Annotated in this window: 17 protein-coding genes and 2 tRNA genes; 7 read left to right on the top strand and 12 right to left on the bottom strand. The window is 55.5% G+C overall.

The genetic code is table 11. The features are described 5' to 3' along the window. A partial coding sequence (locus ACJSDX_RS14110) for an IS3 family transposase (protein ID WP_407995009.1) occupies window positions 1-109 on the top strand: 109 nt, incomplete at its 5' end. 212 nt (window positions 110-321) lie between these two features. On the opposite strand, the gene ACJSDX_RS14105 is transcribed toward ACJSDX_RS14110, so the two are convergent. Both ACJSDX_RS14105 and ACJSDX_RS14100 read right to left on the bottom strand, forming a co-directional pair. Further along, a complete protein-coding gene (locus ACJSDX_RS14105) occupies window positions 322-1,536 on the bottom strand; it encodes a tyrosine-type recombinase/integrase (protein WP_407995226.1) in 1,215 nt (404 codons plus the stop codon). A 180-nt stretch (window positions 1,537-1,716) separates the two neighbouring features. Next, window positions 1,717-1,793 (bottom strand) — tRNA-Met (locus tag ACJSDX_RS14100). A 304-nt stretch (window positions 1,794-2,097) separates the two neighbouring features. Here ACJSDX_RS14100 and ACJSDX_RS14095 point away from each other — a divergent pair. Further along, window positions 2,098-3,588: an iron-containing redox enzyme family protein gene (locus ACJSDX_RS14095; RefSeq protein ID WP_407995225.1), complete on the top strand. Its 1,491-nt coding sequence runs from the start codon at window positions 2,098-2,100 to the stop codon at window positions 3,586-3,588. Window positions 3,589-3,679: 91 nt separating this feature from the next. On the opposite strand, the gene ACJSDX_RS14090 is transcribed toward ACJSDX_RS14095, so the two are convergent. Both ACJSDX_RS14090 and ACJSDX_RS14085 read right to left on the bottom strand, forming a co-directional pair. After that, window positions 3,680-3,922, bottom strand: a complete 243-nt coding sequence (locus ACJSDX_RS14090; protein WP_309564612.1) for a KGG domain-containing protein — start codon at window positions 3,920-3,922, stop codon at window positions 3,680-3,682. 160 nt (window positions 3,923-4,082) lie between these two features. Beyond that, complete coding sequence (locus ACJSDX_RS14085; RefSeq protein WP_309564613.1) at window positions 4,083-4,640, bottom strand: DUF4142 domain-containing protein; 558 nt, start codon at window positions 4,638-4,640, stop codon at window positions 4,083-4,085. A 223-nt stretch (window positions 4,641-4,863) separates the two neighbouring features. Here ACJSDX_RS14085 and ACJSDX_RS14080 point away from each other — a divergent pair, with 223 nt between their 5' ends. Beyond that, entirely contained in the window at window positions 4,864-5,337 is a 474-nt protein-coding gene (locus tag ACJSDX_RS14080) for a DUF421 domain-containing protein (protein ID WP_309564614.1), read from the top strand. 68 nt (window positions 5,338-5,405) lie between these two features. Here the strand turns inward: ACJSDX_RS14080 and ychF are convergent, their stop codons facing one another. The 8 genes from ychF to ACJSDX_RS14040 all read right to left on the bottom strand — a co-directional run bounded on the left by ychF (window position 5,406) and on the right by ACJSDX_RS14040 (window position 12,272). Beyond that, window positions 5,406-6,491, bottom strand: coding sequence for a redox-regulated ATPase YchF (gene ychF, locus ACJSDX_RS14075; RefSeq protein ID WP_407995224.1), 1,086 nt, complete (start codon window positions 6,489-6,491; stop codon window positions 5,406-5,408). A 27-nt stretch (window positions 6,492-6,518) separates the two neighbouring features. Then, window positions 6,519-7,103, bottom strand: coding sequence for an aminoacyl-tRNA hydrolase (pth, locus tag ACJSDX_RS14070; protein WP_407995223.1), 585 nt, complete (start codon window positions 7,101-7,103; stop codon window positions 6,519-6,521). A 77-nt stretch (window positions 7,104-7,180) separates the two neighbouring features. Beyond that, a complete protein-coding gene (locus ACJSDX_RS14065; protein ID WP_407995222.1) occupies window positions 7,181-7,804 on the bottom strand; it encodes a 50S ribosomal protein L25/general stress protein Ctc in 624 nt (207 codons plus the stop codon). Window positions 7,805-7,912: 108 nt separating this feature from the next. Continuing rightward, window positions 7,913-8,848: a ribose-phosphate pyrophosphokinase gene (locus ACJSDX_RS14060; RefSeq protein ID WP_309565115.1), complete on the bottom strand. Its 936-nt coding sequence runs from the start codon at window positions 8,846-8,848 to the stop codon at window positions 7,913-7,915. A 141-nt stretch (window positions 8,849-8,989) separates the two neighbouring features. After that, window positions 8,990-9,066, bottom strand: a tRNA-Gln gene (locus ACJSDX_RS14055). 17 nt (window positions 9,067-9,083) lie between these two features. Next, the gene (gene ispE, locus ACJSDX_RS14050) at window positions 9,084-9,953 is read right to left on the bottom strand and encodes a 4-(cytidine 5'-diphospho)-2-C-methyl-D-erythritol kinase (RefSeq protein ID WP_407995228.1); all 870 of its coding nucleotides are present in this window, start codon (window positions 9,951-9,953) and stop codon (window positions 9,084-9,086) included. A gap of 20 nt (window positions 9,954-9,973) precedes the next feature. Further along, entirely contained in the window at window positions 9,974-10,582 is a 609-nt protein-coding gene (gene lolB / locus ACJSDX_RS14045; protein WP_407995221.1) for a lipoprotein insertase outer membrane protein LolB, read from the bottom strand. Window position 10,583: 1 nt separating this feature from the next. Further along, the gene (locus ACJSDX_RS14040) at window positions 10,584-12,272 is read right to left on the bottom strand and encodes a tetratricopeptide repeat protein (protein ID WP_407995220.1); all 1,689 of its coding nucleotides are present in this window, start codon (window positions 12,270-12,272) and stop codon (window positions 10,584-10,586) included. Window positions 12,273-12,627: 355 nt separating this feature from the next. Here ACJSDX_RS14040 and ACJSDX_RS14035 point away from each other — a divergent pair, with 355 nt between their 5' ends. From ACJSDX_RS14035 to ACJSDX_RS14020, 4 genes are read left to right on the top strand one after another with little or no spacing between them, the layout of a single operon-like run. After that, window positions 12,628-13,563, top strand: coding sequence for an ABC transporter ATP-binding protein (locus ACJSDX_RS14035; RefSeq protein WP_309564619.1), 936 nt, complete (start codon window positions 12,628-12,630; stop codon window positions 13,561-13,563). 31 nt (window positions 13,564-13,594) lie between these two features. Beyond that, on the top strand, window positions 13,595-14,341 hold the full coding sequence (locus ACJSDX_RS14030) for an ABC transporter permease subunit (RefSeq protein WP_407995219.1): 747 nt from the start codon (window positions 13,595-13,597) through the stop codon (window positions 14,339-14,341). Window positions 14,342-14,353: 12 nt separating this feature from the next. Beyond that, window positions 14,354-15,727, top strand: coding sequence for a GldG family protein (locus ACJSDX_RS14025; RefSeq protein ID WP_309564621.1), 1,374 nt, complete (start codon window positions 14,354-14,356; stop codon window positions 15,725-15,727). Further along, window positions 15,724-16,605, top strand: a complete 882-nt coding sequence (locus ACJSDX_RS14020) for a DUF4340 domain-containing protein (RefSeq protein WP_407995218.1) — start codon at window positions 15,724-15,726, stop codon at window positions 16,603-16,605. Before ACJSDX_RS14025 ends, ACJSDX_RS14020 begins: the two co-directional genes overlap by 4 nt. Window positions 16,606-16,610: the final 5 nt, after the last annotated feature.

Here is a 16,610-nt window from a genome sequence, read left to right as displayed (position 1 = left end):
TGATTACATCGAAATGTTTTACAACCCTAGGCGTCGACACAGTTTCAATAATGGCCTATCGCCAGTAGAGTATGAAAAGCGTTATTTCGAGGGGCTGGCGACTGTCTAGGATAGTAGGGGCGATTCAGACTGTGTGCGACTGGTTACAAGTATTTCAGGAGATATATTTAACCTACCAACCCTACAGGGGGTAGAGTTTACTTATCGATAGATAAAAGTAAAAAATGGAATTTATCTAAGATATTGTTTTGTCTATTAAATTATTTTTTATTTGACGCTGATTATCTTTATTTTTAGAGAGCCATTAACTTACAGGGGGTATTATGCAACGTCTTGTAAAGAAATAATTTTTCCTCCAGCCTTTAGCTCATCTAGATAATCTGCCCATGACTGCATCATCTCTTTTCTCTGCTGAATAAACTTTGTACGGTTATAGGCGCTTCCCAAAGCGTCAGGTACTTTATGGGCAAGCTGGTGTTCAATAATATGTGGATCAATATTTAGGCGTTCATGTAGAAGGGTTCTGGCCATTGCACGGAATCCATGACCAGTGATTTGTGTCTTGGTGTCGTAACCCATACGTTTTAGTGCCGCATTTATTGCACTCTCACTCATTGGTTTAAGTGAAGTATGCCCTCCCATGAACACATATTCACTATGTGCGGAAAAGGGTCTGAGCTCTCGCAAAATTTCAATGACTTGCTTGGGCAGTGGGACTAGATGATCTGTTTTTGTTTTGCTGACTAGATAGCGCCACTCCCCAGCGTCAAGGTCTATATCTTTCCACTTCGCTTGCCGTAATTCGCCGGGGCGTACAAATACCATAGGAGCAATGAGTAGGGCTGCGCGAACGGTAATCGTGCCTTTGAAGCCATCAATGGCTCTAAGTAACTCTGCGACCTGTTTAGGCTCAGTGAAAGCCGCCATATGTTTGACGGGCGATGGCGGGAGAGCTCCTTTCAGGTCTGTAGTGACATCTCGAATGGTCCGGCCAGTTTGCACGGCGTAGCGGAAAACTTGTCCCGCAGTTTGCAGGGTTCGATGGGCAGTTTCTAATATGCCTAGTTTTTCTATCCGGCGAATCGCTTCCAATACATCAGGGGCAGTAATGTCTGCTATCGGTTTACTGCCAAGCCAAGGAAACAAGTACAGCTCAAATCGTCTCAGTACTTTGTCGCGATGGCTGGCTGCTTTATTGATCATATAAGACGATATCCACTCGCGTGCCACAATCTCAAAGCTATTAGAAGCATTGACTTGTCTACTTTGCTTTGCAGCTTTTCTGTTCTCGCTGGGGTCTATGTTTTGAGCAAGTAGTCTCTTCGCTTCGGATAATCTATCGCGGGCCATAGAAAGTGAAACAGTAGGGTAAACACCGAAGGCTAAACGTTTCTCCTTGCCATTAAATCGGTATTTGAGTCGCCAATACTTGGAGCCATTGGGCATGACTTCCAAATACATGCCCCCACCGTCCGCCATTTTGTATGATTTTGTTTCCGGCTTGGCTTTACGTACTGCTATGTCATTCAATTTCATGGGGCATTTTTCCTTATTGGGGGCATCAAATGCCCGCTGGTGGGGACATGCCCCCAATTATGCCCCCGCTGAATCGTGGATTGCAATAGACTGGGTTGGACGAAAGAGAATAAAAAAGCCCGGAATCTCTAGGATTGACGGGCTTTATTAACTTGGTTTGAACCGCTTTGAAGTGTTGAATGGTGGTGATGGGGGGACTTGAACCCTCGACCCCAGGATTATGAATCCTGTGCTCTAACCAGCTGAGCTACATCACCAGAACCCATAGGATTCAACCAAGCCCGCTATTTTATTTTCTTGTTTGCTTAAAGTCAAAGCCAATATGTGTTTTATAACGAGTAAGAGGAGCAGAGCTTGGGGAGAAGCGGGTCCTGAAAAGGTCGGGAGTTTTTCATTGAACGCCTTAATTAATTGAAAGATAAAGGGAATGTATGCTTTTCTCGTGATTGTGTTGATTTTCCTACGAAAACCGGCGGAATTGTCTGACGGTATGCGGGTCTACTTTTCTAGATAATTCCCTATATCTTAATCTTACTGGCTTGTAATGCGGGGGGGTGTATCATGAAAGAGGTTACGCTGGATCGGGGCGTCGTGTCAGGCGCTATTCCAAGCTTGGTATTCAGGCGCGATGTTTCTTCGATAGTATTCAAGCGTAATCCTCCGCAGCCGCTTTCTCAAGCGGCCTCTGCTCCCGCCCGTGATTTATTCCATGCCTTGGTTCGCCGCGCTGATGTTGATGGCGCATATAAATCCGCACGAACGTTTCTTAATGGGAAATTGGCCGAAGCAGAGTCGCTTGAGAGCGATTTGCCAGACGAGATGGCAGCATTACCTCAATGGCTGGAGCAGCGTTGTGCGCGGGTAAAAGCTGGTTACCGGGCGTATTTGGCCGACAGGCATGCCGGGCAGAAAGCGCGATATTTCTCCTGCAAGGCGCATGCATTGCACTTCCTGCAGTCTGTTGCTCCCAGCCGTATGGTAGAGGGTGCCTGGCTATATGGTTTTCTCAGGCATTGGCGCGAGGCCAAGTTTGCGCCGTTGTGCAAGATTTATCTCCGAAACCTGGGTGATGGCGACGAATGTTGCAACCAAGTCAAGTTATACCAGAAGTTGCTTGATCAAAATGGTTGTTCAGATTGGTATGGTTTGGATGACCAGTATTATGTGCAAGGAGCGATCAGGTTGGCATTGGGGCGCCATGTCGACGATTACTTGCCGGAAATCATTGGATTCAATTTGGGATACGAGCAAGTCTCTCTGCCGATGCTGATTGCGGCTTACGAGTTGAGCGAGCAAGAGGTTCAGCCGCATTACTTTACGCTGCATGCCACAGAGGATGACGCTTGCGTTGCCAGCGCCATCAAGTTGCTGAAATCACTTCTTGATGCGGCGGATGATGATGAAGAAAGGCAAGCTTTGCTTCATCGGGTCAATAACGGCTACAAATTGCATCAATTGGGACTGGATATCCCCAAGATTGTCGCTTCATTCGATCTGCAGAAGGCCTTCTTGGCAACAATACAGCCTTGTGCTGCTTATCTTGAGCGGGCCTACCGGATTGATTGCATGGAACGGGGTATTCGCGGCCATTGGACGAATAGCCTGCCATTGCCTTTGTTATTGCAGCAGTTATGCAATGAAGGCTGGATGGAGCCAGACGACAAAGGCAGGACCAGATTATGGCATGTGCTGGAGCGCGAAAGTCTGTTACCCGCACAAGGGTACCAGCAGCAGGTGCTGCTGGATTGGTTGGCATACAGCCAGGAGTATGGCAAGCATTTGCAGTATGCTGATGTCTCAGATCTGGTCGCCGCCCCGTCTGCACTTGCCCTGACAAAGCTAGAGACCCCAGAGGAAAGCTTGGCAGGAGGGGTAAATGAGTCGAGCAACCAAATGGATGTGATGGATTACGTGATCCGTCTCATGTCTCCGCTGGTGCATCACACGCAGGAAGGGTTAAAAGCGGCGCGGGTGTATAAATCCATACTGGAAAAAGGCAGCGAGCTTTATTCCCAGCATTATGCTTTTTTCCTGGAGAGCGACCAGGTGTAGAAAATCGAAGATAAATAAAAAGCCAGGAATTTCTTCCTGGCTTTTTTGTATCAGGCACCCATGAGAGATCAGTCATGGCTGCCTTGAAGGCCTATGAACTGCGGCGGCCGCCTTTGCGGCCTGCAGCGCGTGCCTCCTTGGAAGTAAATTGGTGCGCCGTGCCTTTGGCGTGGGCGGCTTGTCCGCCTTTGCGGCCTGCCAGCCGGGCGGAGGCGGAGTCGAATTCGTGGGCTGTGCCTTTGGCGTGAGCGGCTTTACCGCCCATGCTGGCGATCTGTCGTTGTTTCTCAGGACTCATTGCGGCAAAGCCGCGCGGACTTGCAGTCTGTACCATGATAAACCTCCATAACGAAGTTGATAGAGTGAGGCAGTTAGTCTTGCAACTCTCTCAAATGAAAAGAAAGTGTGTTCATTATTGGCCGGCCTAGAGCGTCTCGTTATAAGCCAGCGTCTTATATCCGTGTCAGAAAACTCGACATTCGCCTTGCTTGAACTCAGTCGTCTTCCGTGGCCTTGATAACGGCGAGCAAGGCTTTGGCTGTTTCCAGATTCGATGTCGCTGGCGATAACTGCTGCAGGGCAAATGTCTTGATATCGGGGTCTTCGGTACGGTTGGCTACTTTGCCCAGCAATTTCACGATTTCCTCCTGGGACTTGACGCCGATAGTCTTGGCATAGCCCAGGTCGAATTCGGCACCGTCCTTGGAGGACAGGCTCCTGAACTTGGCTTTTTGCCAAAGCGATGGCTCCGTCGGGAGGTCGGCGCGTTTCTGGCTGGCCAGCTGCTTGAGCGCTTCGCCCATCTGGGTCTGTGCCTTGAGCATTTCCCGCGCGAAGTCCCGCACATTTTCATTGCTGGACTTGATCACGGCCAGTTCGCTGGCTTCGGTCTGTAATATCTCCAGGCGCGTAATGTCTTTCAGGTAACCTTGATCTTTTGCAGACAGCACCTCTGCCGCCGAGGCGTCATTCAGGATGAACATGGGGGAGGCGAGCAGTGATATTGCGAGCAGGTTAAGGCATTGCTTGCGTAACCATAATCCAGACATCATGTCGGGCTCCATTGGTTCGTGAACTTGCATAATGGCGCCAGGTCGTCGTCAATGGGAATCGGACAGTGCTGATTCTTTTGTAGGAGTAGCGGGGACAAGTTGGAAGAAGCGGGATATTCGGTATTTTCCTACTTTTCCTACACTCTTTTGCGCAATCGGACTACACATGCTTCCCGTAAGACATGCTTAATATTGCGGCAATAGACTTGTTCGCGAGGCGGTAATGGAATTATTCACCTTCAGCGTTCCACCTTTGGAAATCATCATCCGGGGATCGTTGGTGTTCTGGTTTTTGTTCTTCATCTTCCGTTTTGTATTGCGGCGGGACGTGGGCAGCCTGGGAATAGGCGATTTCCTGTTCGTAGTGATTGTGGCCGATGCGTCCCAAAATGCCATGAGCGGTGATTCCAAGACGTTCGTGGATGGGGCGCTGCTGGTGGCGACCTTGCTAAGCTGGAACCTGCTGTTCGATTATCTGGGATACCGCTTTCCATTGATCCGCCGATTCACCGAGTCGTCCAGCATGATGTTGGTACGCAATGGCGAAATCCAGTGGAAAAACCTGCGGCGGGAATGGATCACCAAGGAAGAGCTGATGTCCAAAATCCGTGAGGAGGGGCTGGAAACCCTAGACCAAGTCAAGGAAATGCGGCTGGAGCCGGACGGCAGGATCAGCGTTATCCACTTACCTTCCTAATTGATGGGAGACATAAAAAAATCCGTGCTTGCGACACGGATTTTTTTGAGTTACGGAGTGGATGAATGTTATACGTTGAAGCGGAAGTGCATCACATCTCCATCCTGCACGATGTAATCCTTGCCCTCCAGGCGCATCTTGCCGGCTTCCTGCGCGCCTTTCTCTCCCTTGTGCTTGACGTATTCGTCATAGGCGATGACCTCCGCGCGGATGAAGCCGCGCTCGAAGTCGGTATGGATCACGCCGGCAGCCTGCGGGGCGGTGGCGCCTTTGCGCACTGTCCACGCGCGCACTTCCTTCACGCCGGCGGTAAAGTAGGTCTGCAGGCCGAGCAGGTCGTAGGCGGCGCGGATGACGCGGTCCAGGCCCGGTTCTTCCAGGCCCAGCTCCGAGAGGAACATGGCCTTGTCCTCATCTTCCAGGTCGGCGATCTCGCTCTCGATCTTGGCGCAGATGGCGACCACGGGCGCGCCTTCCTTCTTGCCGAGTTCCAGCACTTTTTCCAGCAAGGGGTTGTTCTCGAAACCGCCTTCGTCGACATTGGCGAGATACATCACGGGCTTGACCGTGATCAGGCACAGCGGCTTGATCAGTTTGAGCTGGTCTTCGTCCAGGCCTAGGGTGCGAACCGGATCGCCCTGGTCGAGGTGCTTCTGCACCTTCTCCAGCACTGCGCACAATGCGATCGCTTCCTTGTCGCCGGACTTGGCTTTCTTGCTTTCGCGCTGCAGGGTTTTTTCCACGGTCTCCATGTCGGCAAGCGCGAGCTCGGTGTTGATGGTCTCGACATCGGCCAGCGGGTCCACCTTGCCTGCGACGTGCACGATATTGCCGTCGTCGAAGCAGCGCACCACGTGGGCAATCGCATCGGTCTCGCGGATGTTGGCGAGGAACTTGTTGCCCAGGCCTTCGCCCTTGGAGGCGCCAGCCACCAGGCCGGCGATATCGACGAACTCGACGATCGCGGGCTGGATTTTCTGCGGGTTGACGATCTCGATCAGCGGCTTGAGGCGCGGGTCGGGAACTTCAACGATGCCGACATTGGGTTCTATGGTGCAGAACGGGTAATTGGCGGCTTCGATGCCTGCGCGGGTAATCGCATTGAAGAGGGTGGATTTTCCTACGTTGGGTAGGCCAACAATTCCGCATTTCATGGTGATCTGCCTGTTCTTGGTTAAAGGTTAATTCTGCTTGGTTTTGGTGTGCAGCTTGAGCATGGCTTCCTCGAACTTGCCTTCGAGCAGTTGCGGCAATACGAGCGTACTGTCGTCCATGGCATATTCTATCTGCTGCAATTCGTCGCGCAGCGGCGCGTGCAGCACATAATTGACCACCGCGCTGCGGTCGCCTGGATGGCCGATGCCCAGGCGCAGGCGCCAGAAGTCATTGGTGCCCAGTTGCGCGGCGATGTCCTTGAGGCCGTTATGGCCGCCGTGGCCGCCGCCTTTCTTGAGGCGGGCAGCGCCGGGGGGCAAATCCAATTCGTCATGGATGACCAGGATTTGCTCGGCCGGAATCTTGTAAAAACGCGCCAGTGCCGCCACGGCGCGGCCGCTGGCATTCATGAAGGTAGTCGGCTTGAGCAGCCAGGTGTCGGCATGGCCGTTGAGCCGGCCGCTGAGGCCGAAGAATTTGGCTTCCAAAGCGGTTTTGCTGGAAGTCTGCGCGCAGACCTGGTCTATCCACCAGAAGCCTGCATTGTGGCGGGTGTCTTCATATTGGGCGCCGGGATTGCCGAGGCCAACAAAAAGGCGGATACCGTTCATTATGATGATGTGACTCTTTAAAATGAATACGCGCGCCCCGGTCGCCCGGAGCGCGCGTTCAAGCATTGACGCCGGTATTACTCGGCTGCAGCTTCGCCTTCAGCATCCGCTTCGCCTTCAGCAGCAGCGCCGCCGCGTGGCTTGGCGATCGATGCGACAGCCGAGTCGTTGTCATGTGCCAGCTGGACGAACTCAACGCCCTTGGGCAGCTTGATTTCGGACAGGTGGATAGAGTGGCCGGCTTCCAGCTTGCCCAGGTCCACTTCGATGAACTCCGGCAGGTCCTTAGGCAGGCAGCTCACGTCCGCTTCTGTCAGGATGTGGGTCACAATGCCGCCGCCCAGCTTCACGCCAGGTGCAACGTCGGCGTTGATGAAGTGCAGAGGCACCTTCACGTGCACCTTCTCGCTCGCGCTGACGCGCTGGAAGTCGATGTGCTGAATGGTGTTGCGGACCGGGTGCAGTTGGTAGTCACGCAGAACGACTTGTTCCTTCTTGCCGTCCACTTCCAGGTTCAGGATGGAAGCGTGGAATGTTTCATGACGGAATTCGAGGAACAGTTCCTTGTGGTTGAACTCAAGGCTGACAGCCTCCTTGTCGCCACCGTAAACAACACCTGGAACGTTGCCAGCGCGACGGAGACGGCGGCTCGCACCCGTACCTTTGCCTTCGCGTTTGGCTGCTTTGATTGTAATTGCCATTTTACTACTCCTAAAAAAGGCCTGTCGGCCTTGGGTTTGCCTGTTATCCGCGACCAGATAACAGAAAGGGCGGGTGGGCATGCCCATCCGCCGGAACCGTGCTCCCGCCTAATCTACGAACAGGGAGCTCACTGAATCTTCATTGCTGATGCGGCGTATGGTTTCCGCAAACAGCTCGCCCGCGCTGACCACGCGTATCTTCGGCGATTGCTGCGCATTCGGGCGCAATGGAATCGTGTTGGTGACCACCAGTTCGTCCAGTTCGGAATTGGTGATGCGCGATACCGCCTCGCCGGAAAGCACAGGGTGGGTACAGTAGGCCACGACTTTCTTGGCGCCTTGCTGCTTCAACGCAATCGCGGCCTCGCACAAGGTATTGGCGGTATCCACCATGTCATCCATCAATACGCAGGTGCGGCCGGAAACATCGCCGATGATATTCATCACCTTGGCCACGTTGGGCTTTGGGCGGCGCTTGTCGATAATCGCCAGGTCGACGTTGAGGTGCTTGGCCGCAGCGCGGGCGCGTACCACGCCGCCGACGTCGGGCGATACCACCACCAGGTCGTCATGCTTCTGCTGGGTCAAGTCATGAAGCAGGATAGGGGTGGCGTAGATGTTATCCACTGGAATATCGAAAAAGCCCTGGATCTGGTCGGAATGCAAATCCATGGTCAGCAGGCGGTTGACGCCTACCGTCGTGAGCATGTTGGCGATCACCTTGGCGGTGATTGCGACCCGTGCGGAACGCGGGCGCCTGTCCTGGCGTGCATAGCCGAAATAAGGAATCGCTGCGGTGATACGCGCGGCGGAGGAGCGGCGCAGGGCGTCGACCATGACCATCACTTCCATGAGGTGGTCGTTGGTCGGCATGCAGGTGGATTGCAGGATGAACACGTCCTTGCCGCGGACATTGTCCAGCAGCTCGATCATCACTTCGCCGTCGCTGAAGCGGTCAACGGTGGCCCTGCCCAGCTCTATGCCCAGGTGGCTCACTACCTCTTCGGCAAGCGCACGGTTGGCGTTGCCGGTAAATACCATCATGTCGCCCTTGGCCACAGTTGGAATCCTTATCTCTAACATAAACCGCGAGAAGTCGCTTCTATAAAAACCGCGAGATATCGCTTGTATAAATCGCGTGCAAAAAACAAAAGCGTGTAATTTTTAAGTTACACGCTTTTATTCTGGCTGGGGAGGAAGGATTCGAACCTTCGCATGCCGGAATCAAAATCCGGTGCCTTAACCAGCTTGGCGACTCCCCATTTGATCGTTGTTTCCATCAGGCTGCAAAACTGCGCAGGGGATGTTGATCCAGCCCTTTTGCATGGAATCCTGAAACTTCGCAACCCGCATATTGTTGCAATTCGCGCGTTTCATTCATTCTTGCCAGCACAGCTTCCGCAGCTTCCTGGTCGTCGAATGCTGCGAATACCGAAGCGCCAGAACCGCTCATGCGAGCCTTGGAGAATTGAGACAGCCATTGCAGGCATTTTTCAACTTCCGGGTACTGCCGTCTAACTACGGTTTCGAGATCGTTGTGAACCAAGTCCCTCAGAAAGGCCGCTATTGTCGTGGGATTCGTGTCCCTTGTCAATTGCTTCGATGCAAAAATTTCTGCGGTCGAAATATGGACGCGCGGGGTGATGACCAGATAATGGGTTTGAGGCAATTGAATTGATTGCAGTTTTTCGCCAACTCCCTCCACCCAGGCGTTTTCTCCGAAAATGAAGAAGGGGACGTCCGCTCCCAGTTTCAGGCCCAGGGAGATAAGCTCTTCGCGGCGCAAACCGAGACTCCACGATCGGTTGAGGGCCAGCAAAACGCTGGCAGCGTCGGAACTGCCTCCGCCCAGCCCGCCCCCCATAGGGGTGCGCTTGGTGACGTAGATATCGGCTCCCAGCTTGCAACCCGCATGCTGTTGCAGCAATTTCGCCGCGCGGATGCACAAATCGCTTTCTTCAGGTACGCCGGGCGTATTTTCCGTGCGCCGGATGGTATGGTCGGTTCGTGGCCTGATATGCACGGTATCGCCAAAATCCAGCAGGCGGAACACGCTTTGCAGCAGGTGGTAGCCGTCAGGCCGGCGGCCTGTGATATGCAGGAACAGGTTGATTTTGGCCGGTGCGGGGTAAGCGTGGAAATCTTGCATGGTCTTGAGGAGGCTGTTGCTTAACGCGATGGCAACTGCCATTGCTGCACGATCAGCTTGAGCGTGAGCCTGCTGGCATTGCGCAGGGTGATGCGCATAGGGAGCTGGTAATGGTTGACGGTAGCATATTGGCCGTACTCGATATCCCAGCCGTCCTGCCTGAGCTTGACCAGGCGCCCGGCATCGTCCCATTGGGCGGCTTCTACCGGCTCTTTGCCTGGGCGTCCCAGCACCCAGTCCGACAGCCCGTTCATGGGCAGGCGCCAGCCCAGGTTCTGCTCGGTCAGGGTTTCGGCGTCCATGGCTTCGTAGCGTTTGTTGTCATTGGTCACCAGGCTGACATTCCCGCTGGTGCGCTCAATGGCGGCGACCTGGCTGCCCAGCGGAGAAAACAGCGAAATAGTGTCCTGCCGGGGAGTATGCTGCCACTGCGTCGAACCGGAAAAGCCCTTGGCTTCGGTCTGTACGCCGATACGCCCGTTCAGGCTGAACTGGTCGATCCCGGCAACGTTAGCCAGGTGTTGCTGATGAACCTCGGGCGCGCTCGGGACGGTGGCGGGGGGAATGCTGGCGCAGCCCGGGACTGCCAATATGGCGCCCAGCAGCAGCCAGCGCTGTGCAGCTTGCATCTTAACGATTGAATTTCCTGTTGGTGCTAATCAGGACTTCGTTTTCAGGAAAGGCTGAAAGCGCTGCCTCCCAGGTCTTGACCGCCTCGTCGTGCTTGCCTTGCTTCCACAGCACCTCGCCCAGGTGGGCGGCGATTTCCGGATCCGGTTGCTGCGAATAGGCGCGGCGCAAGTATTCCAGGGCCTTGTCCAGGTTGCCCAGGCGGTAGTGTACCCAGCCTAGGCTGTCGAGTATGTAGTGGTCCTCGGGGCTTAGCTCGTGCGCTTTTTCAATCATCACCCTGGCTTCCTCGAGGCGGACATTGCGGTCCGCCAGCGAATAGCCCAGCGCGTTATACGCCTGCGCAAATTCAGGCTGTATCTTGATCAGCTTGCGCAGCTCGCGCTCCATCACGTCCACCTTGTTGACGCGTTCCGCCGCCATGGCAAAGTCGTAGACCAGTTCGGGCGAGTTGGGCAGGGTGTTGATGGCGTTTTCCAGGCGCGAGTAGGCTTCCTGGTGGCGCTTGGCCTGGGTCAGGACGTTGGCTTGCGCGTGCACGACCGCTGCGCGCTGCGCATCGGTCAGGTCCGGCAAATTCTCCAGCGATTGGATGGCGGCGTCGATGCCTTCCCGGCGCGAAATGACGTTGGCAACGCCGAGCTGCGCGTCGACATAGCGCACTTCTCCAGGGGCGACCTTGCTATACCATTGCAACGCTTCGTCGTCGTTGCGCTTCTTCTCGGCAATCTGGCCGAGATAGATGTAAATCTGGTCCTTGTCCTTGAATCCCTTGCCCAGGGCGTCCTTGAAATATTTTTCGGCATCGGGCAGTTCGTTCGCCTGCAGCGAGAGCAGGCCCACCACCACCAGGATTTCCGGGTTGCCGTTGGAGGCCTCGATCAGCTTGATGAACTCGTTCTTGGCTTCGTCGAATTTCTTTTGTCCGGCCAATATCCGGGCCAGGGCTAGGCGCACTTCATTGGCATCCGCGTGCGTGGAAAGGAAGTCGCGGTAAAAATCCACGGCCTGTTCCGGAGACTTGCCCAGCAGCACCTGGCCTTGCATCAGCGCGGCCATTTCCCAGCCCGGGCGCAGCTTGTTCGCCTGGTTGAGTTCATTAAGGGAAAGCTCGGTATTGCCTGCGTTCCAGGCGGCATGCGCGATTGCGAAATGCGCTTCGGGAAGGTCCGGGTAATCGCGCGCGAGTTCCTGTACCAGGCTCAGCACCGCGACCTTGTTCTGTTGGCGGGAAAGCAGGTTGTTGAGGAACATGAAGCCGCTGGCGCGGCCTTCTTCATTGGCAAGCAAGGCTTTGAGGTGCGGCTTGGCCTCGTTCAGCTTGCCGGTGTTGATCAGCATCTGGGTCAGGGCCTGGTGTGCCTCCGTGGAACCGGGGTCAAGCTGCGACCAGAGGTTAGCCGCATCGATCGCGGTACGTCCGTCGTTGCCCATCACGGCGGTCTTGGCTGCACGCTCCGCAAGGCGCGAGTCCTGGTTGGTCTGGGCCAGGTCGAGGAACAAGGCGCTTGCCAGGTCGAATTGGCCGCGTTGCCCGGCAATTTCCCCGATCAGATATTTATAGACGAATTCGCCCGTGAGCGCAGGCGAGGGGCTTTCTGCCTTGTTTGCCGCAGTGGCGGCATTCCCCATGCCCAGCGTCATTGCTGCGCAGGCAACTGCAATTGCGATCTTTTTGCTAATAAGCATTTTCAAGGAAATCTCGTAGCGGGTTGATAATTAGCATATTGAGGCCTGCTGAGCTTGTTTTCAATGGGGTAGGCGCAAGTTTTGCACGATTTTGCACCGTCTTTCTTAGTCCGTGACAGTGTGCACAAGTTCACCCATAATGCGCGATGCTATCAACCGGATGCCGTATGGTTTACGTACCTGTATGCTTTAGGGCGCGGCCTCATGTCCGGCTATAGCGGTTTTAAACATGATAATTCAACAGCGTCGGGCTTGTTCTTGCGTTTTCGCGATGCCGAAAAGGCGAGACAAACTTGACAGGCGAGTGATGTTTTTCTAACTTAGCACCCCTTAAAACCGGATAATTCACTCATATATGACGACTATTACCGTAGAGGCTTCAGAGTTAACCCGTAAATATGGCAGCCGTGCAGCGGTCAACGACGTCAGTTTTACCCTGAACAAGGGAGAAGTGCTGGGTTTCCTCGGGCCGAATGGCGCAGGCAAGTCCACCACCATGAAGATGCTGACAGGCAATCTTGCGCCTAGCAACGGTTCGGTGAAGATTTGCGGTATCGACATGATGGAGCGTCCCAAGGATGCCAAGGCATTGATCGGCTACCTGCCCGAGCAGCCTCCTTTGTACCGTGAATTGACCGTGGACGAGTTCCTTACGATTGCGGCCCGCCTGCATCGCGTCAGCCGCCAGCATATCAGGAAGGCGGTCGACATTGCCAAGCAGCGCTGCGGCCTGACCGAAATGGGCAAGCGCCTGATCGAGAACCTCTCCAAGGGTTACCAGCAGCGTGTGGGTATCGCCCAGGCCATCATCCACAACCCGATGGTGGTGATCCTGGACGAGCCGACCGTGGGGCTGGACCCGATCCAGATCCGCGACATCCGCGCCTTGATCAAGGAGCTGGGCGGCGAGCACAGCGTGATTCTTTCCACCCATATCCTGCCGGAAGTCGAAATGGTCTGTGACCGCGTGCAGATCATCCACAAGGGCAGCCTGGTGTTCAATGGCGGCATCGATGTCCTCAAGCAGCAGCGCCACGGCAACCGCCTGCTTCTCGGGCTCAGGCAGCCGCCCCCCCATGAGGCATTGCTGGGCATTCCCGGCGTGGAGTCGGTCGAGGCGCTGGAAGGTAACCTGCTGCGCATCCGGCATACGCCGGGCGAGGCGCCGTCCGAGGCGCTGGTGCAGGCCGCCGTCAGCCAGAACTGGGGCCTGTTCCAGATCAATCCTGACCAAACCTCTCTGGAAGAGGTCTTCGTCCAGCTTACATTCCAGGAAGCTGCCGCTGCCTGATGGCAGGCAGCCTGAGTTTTAAGGACTTCTTATGATCGTCAATATCGCCAGAAAAGAATTGAAGGGCCTGTTTTCCTCGCCCATGGGCTGGGTGATCCTCGCCCTGCTGCAATTCGTCTTTGCTACCTTCTACTTGATGGGGGTCGACCAGTACTTCCTCACCATGTCGGGCGCCATGCGGCCGGATCAGCGCATGGGCGTGACCGAGTTCGTCGGCGGCAGCGTGTTCGGCATTGCGCCTTTCATCATGCTGTTCGCCGTGCCTTTGCTCTCGATGCGCCTGATCAGCGAGGAGCGCCGCCAGCAAACATTGCCTTTCCTGTTCAGCGCGCCCTTGTCGCTGACCGAGATCGTCCTGGGCAAGTTCGTCGGCTTGCTGTCGTTCCTGTCCCTGAGCGTATTGCTGATCGGCGCCATGGTGTTCTCGCTCAACTTGTGGGCGGATATCGATTTTGGTTATTTGCTCGCCAATCTGCTGGGCCTGTTCCTGCTGGTGGCAAGCTACTGCGCGTTGGGGACTTATGTATCCAGCACCACGCAGCAGCCGGTGGTCGCCGCGATCATTACCTTCGTCGCATTGCTGGCCTTGCAGTTGATCGAGTATTTCCTCGCGGGCGATCCGAGCAATACGATCGCCAACCTGTCCCTGATGCGCCACTTCGAGCCTTTCTCGCGCGGCATGCTGGATACCCGCGACATTGCCTATTTCCTGTTGTTTATCATTGCCTTTCTGACCCTGACTGTTCGTAGGCTGGATGCAGATCGCTTGCGTGGCTGATCGAGAGACTTTATGAAAACCAATCGCAAACTACGCTTTCAATTATTCGTGCAGAACAGCTTCTTTGTGGTGCTGTTCCTGGTGCTGGTGTTCCTGCTCGGTTTCCTGACGTATCAATACCACGTCAGCCGCGACGTGACGCAGGGCGGCCGCAATACCCTGACCGAGGGCAGCGTCAATGTCCTCAAGGAGATGGAAGGGCCGATCAATATCACGGCCTACGTCGTCAAGGATAACGACACGCGCAAGTACATCAACAAGTTCGTCGAGCGCTACCAGCGCGTCAAGCCGGATATTACCCTGAGTTTCGTCAGCCCGACCGAGGAGCCCAAGGCGACGCAGGAAGCCGGGGTCAAGGCAGAGATCGAGCTGGTGGTGGAGTACAACCAGCGCACCGAGCACATCGTGCCGCCGCAAGCATTCATCGAGCAGGACATGACCAACCTGCTGGTGCGCCTGTCCCGCACCAACCAGAACGCCGTGATGTTCCTGGACGGGCACGGCGAGCGCAGCCTGATCGGCGTCAAGAACCACGACCTGGGCGACTTTGGCCGGCACCTGGAAAAGAAGGGCTTTAAGCTGTCCAATCCCGACCTGCTGATCGCGCAGGAAGTGCCGAGCAACGGCGCCATGCTGGTGATCGCGAGTCCGGAGGTGGACGTGACCGAGGTCGAGGTGCAGAAGATCAAGCAATACCTGGAAAAGGGCGGCAACCTGCTGTGGCTGATCGACGACGAGGTCAACCTGCACGGCTTGCAGCCGATTGCCGAGTATCTGGGGCTGCAACTGACGCCGGGCATGGTGGTGGACTTGTCCGCGACCCGCTACGGCGCGGATGCCAAGGTGGCATTCGCCAACCAGTACGGGGTGCATGCGATCACCAAGAACTTCATGCTGCGCACCTTGTTCCCCGAAGCGCGCATGATCCATGCCGAGGATTCCTTCGAGAACGGCTGGCGTTCGTCCAACCTGGTGGAAGTGGCGCCCAATGGCTGGCTCGAGACCGGCAAGGTGGACGACAACGTCAGTTTCGACAGCAAGAAGGACTTGCCTGGACCGATCAATATCGCGGTGGCGCTGGAGCGCAAGTACGGCGAAAAAGGCCAGCGCGTGGTGGTGGTGGGTAACGGCAACTTCCTTGCCAATACTTTCCTCTCCAATGGCGGCAACCTCGACCTGGGCCTGAACATCGTCAACTGGCTGGCGGGCGATGACAGGCTGATCACCATCCAGCCCAAGCCGCGCAAGGACGTGAATATCGTGATTCCTTCCGAGGGCTGGGCCAACCTGCTGGCGCAGTTCGTCTTCATCGGCTTCAGCCGCATCCTGCCGCTGGGCTTGATCGTGATCGGCGTGGTGATCTGGTGGAGGCGTCGCAAGGCATGAGGTCGAGATGGATCGTAAACCTGGTGCTGCTGTTGCTGGTGGCGGGAATCGTGGCGTTTCTCTACCTCAAGCCGCAGGACCAGGAAGAGCAGGCGGCCACCTATGAGGTGTCCAGCCTCAAATTGTCGGATTTCGACAAGCTGAGCATCGAGTTTCCCGCCAAGGCGCCGGTGGTGTTCGAAAAGACCGACGGCTTCTGGTACCTGGCCCAGCCATATGCCGCCCGGGCCGACCAGGTGACTGTGCAGCGGATCGTTTCGATCGTGGCCGGCACCAGCCGCGAGAAGTTTTCCGCCGAGGATCCCGCGCGCTTCGGCCTGGACAACCCCAGGCTGAGAATCAGGCTCAATGACGAGGAATTCATTTTCGGCCTCTATAACCCGGTGACCGCCGAGCAATATGTGGCCTACAAGGATTCCGTGTACCTGTTGTCCGGCTTGTATTCGGAAACGGCGGCGACCCAGTTGCTGGAAATGCTGGACAAGAGCCCGCTCAAACCCAAGGAGGAGATTGCAGGGTTCGACTTCTCGCGCCTGGAGCAATGGGAAGAGGTTCGCCTGCAGCTCGACCGCGATGCCGATGGCAAATGGCAGGTGTCCGTGCCTAATGCCAAGCCCAAGCAGGAAGAGCTTAACGAATGGTTCGACGAGTTCTGGACAAAAATCCGCGCATCTTCTGTCGAGCCATACACTCCCGACCGCAAGAGTCGCTATCCTTCGTTCTCGGTCAAACTCAAGGATGGCAAGCAAGTGCATTTTGAGAGGCTGCAGGAATCTCCACAGCTGATATTGGGACGGCCTGATGAAGGGATGCGCTACTATTTCCCGCCTGATATCGGTTTTACCATGCTCAACCCGCCCGTGGGCCTGGGCAAGTAGCTCGT

This window comes from Methylobacillus draconifructus (genome assembly GCF_045984355.1).
Classification (GTDB): domain Bacteria; phylum Pseudomonadota; class Gammaproteobacteria; order Burkholderiales; family Methylophilaceae; genus Methylobacillus; species Methylobacillus flagellatus_A.
This window is presented reverse-complemented; position numbering and strand designations above follow the sequence as displayed.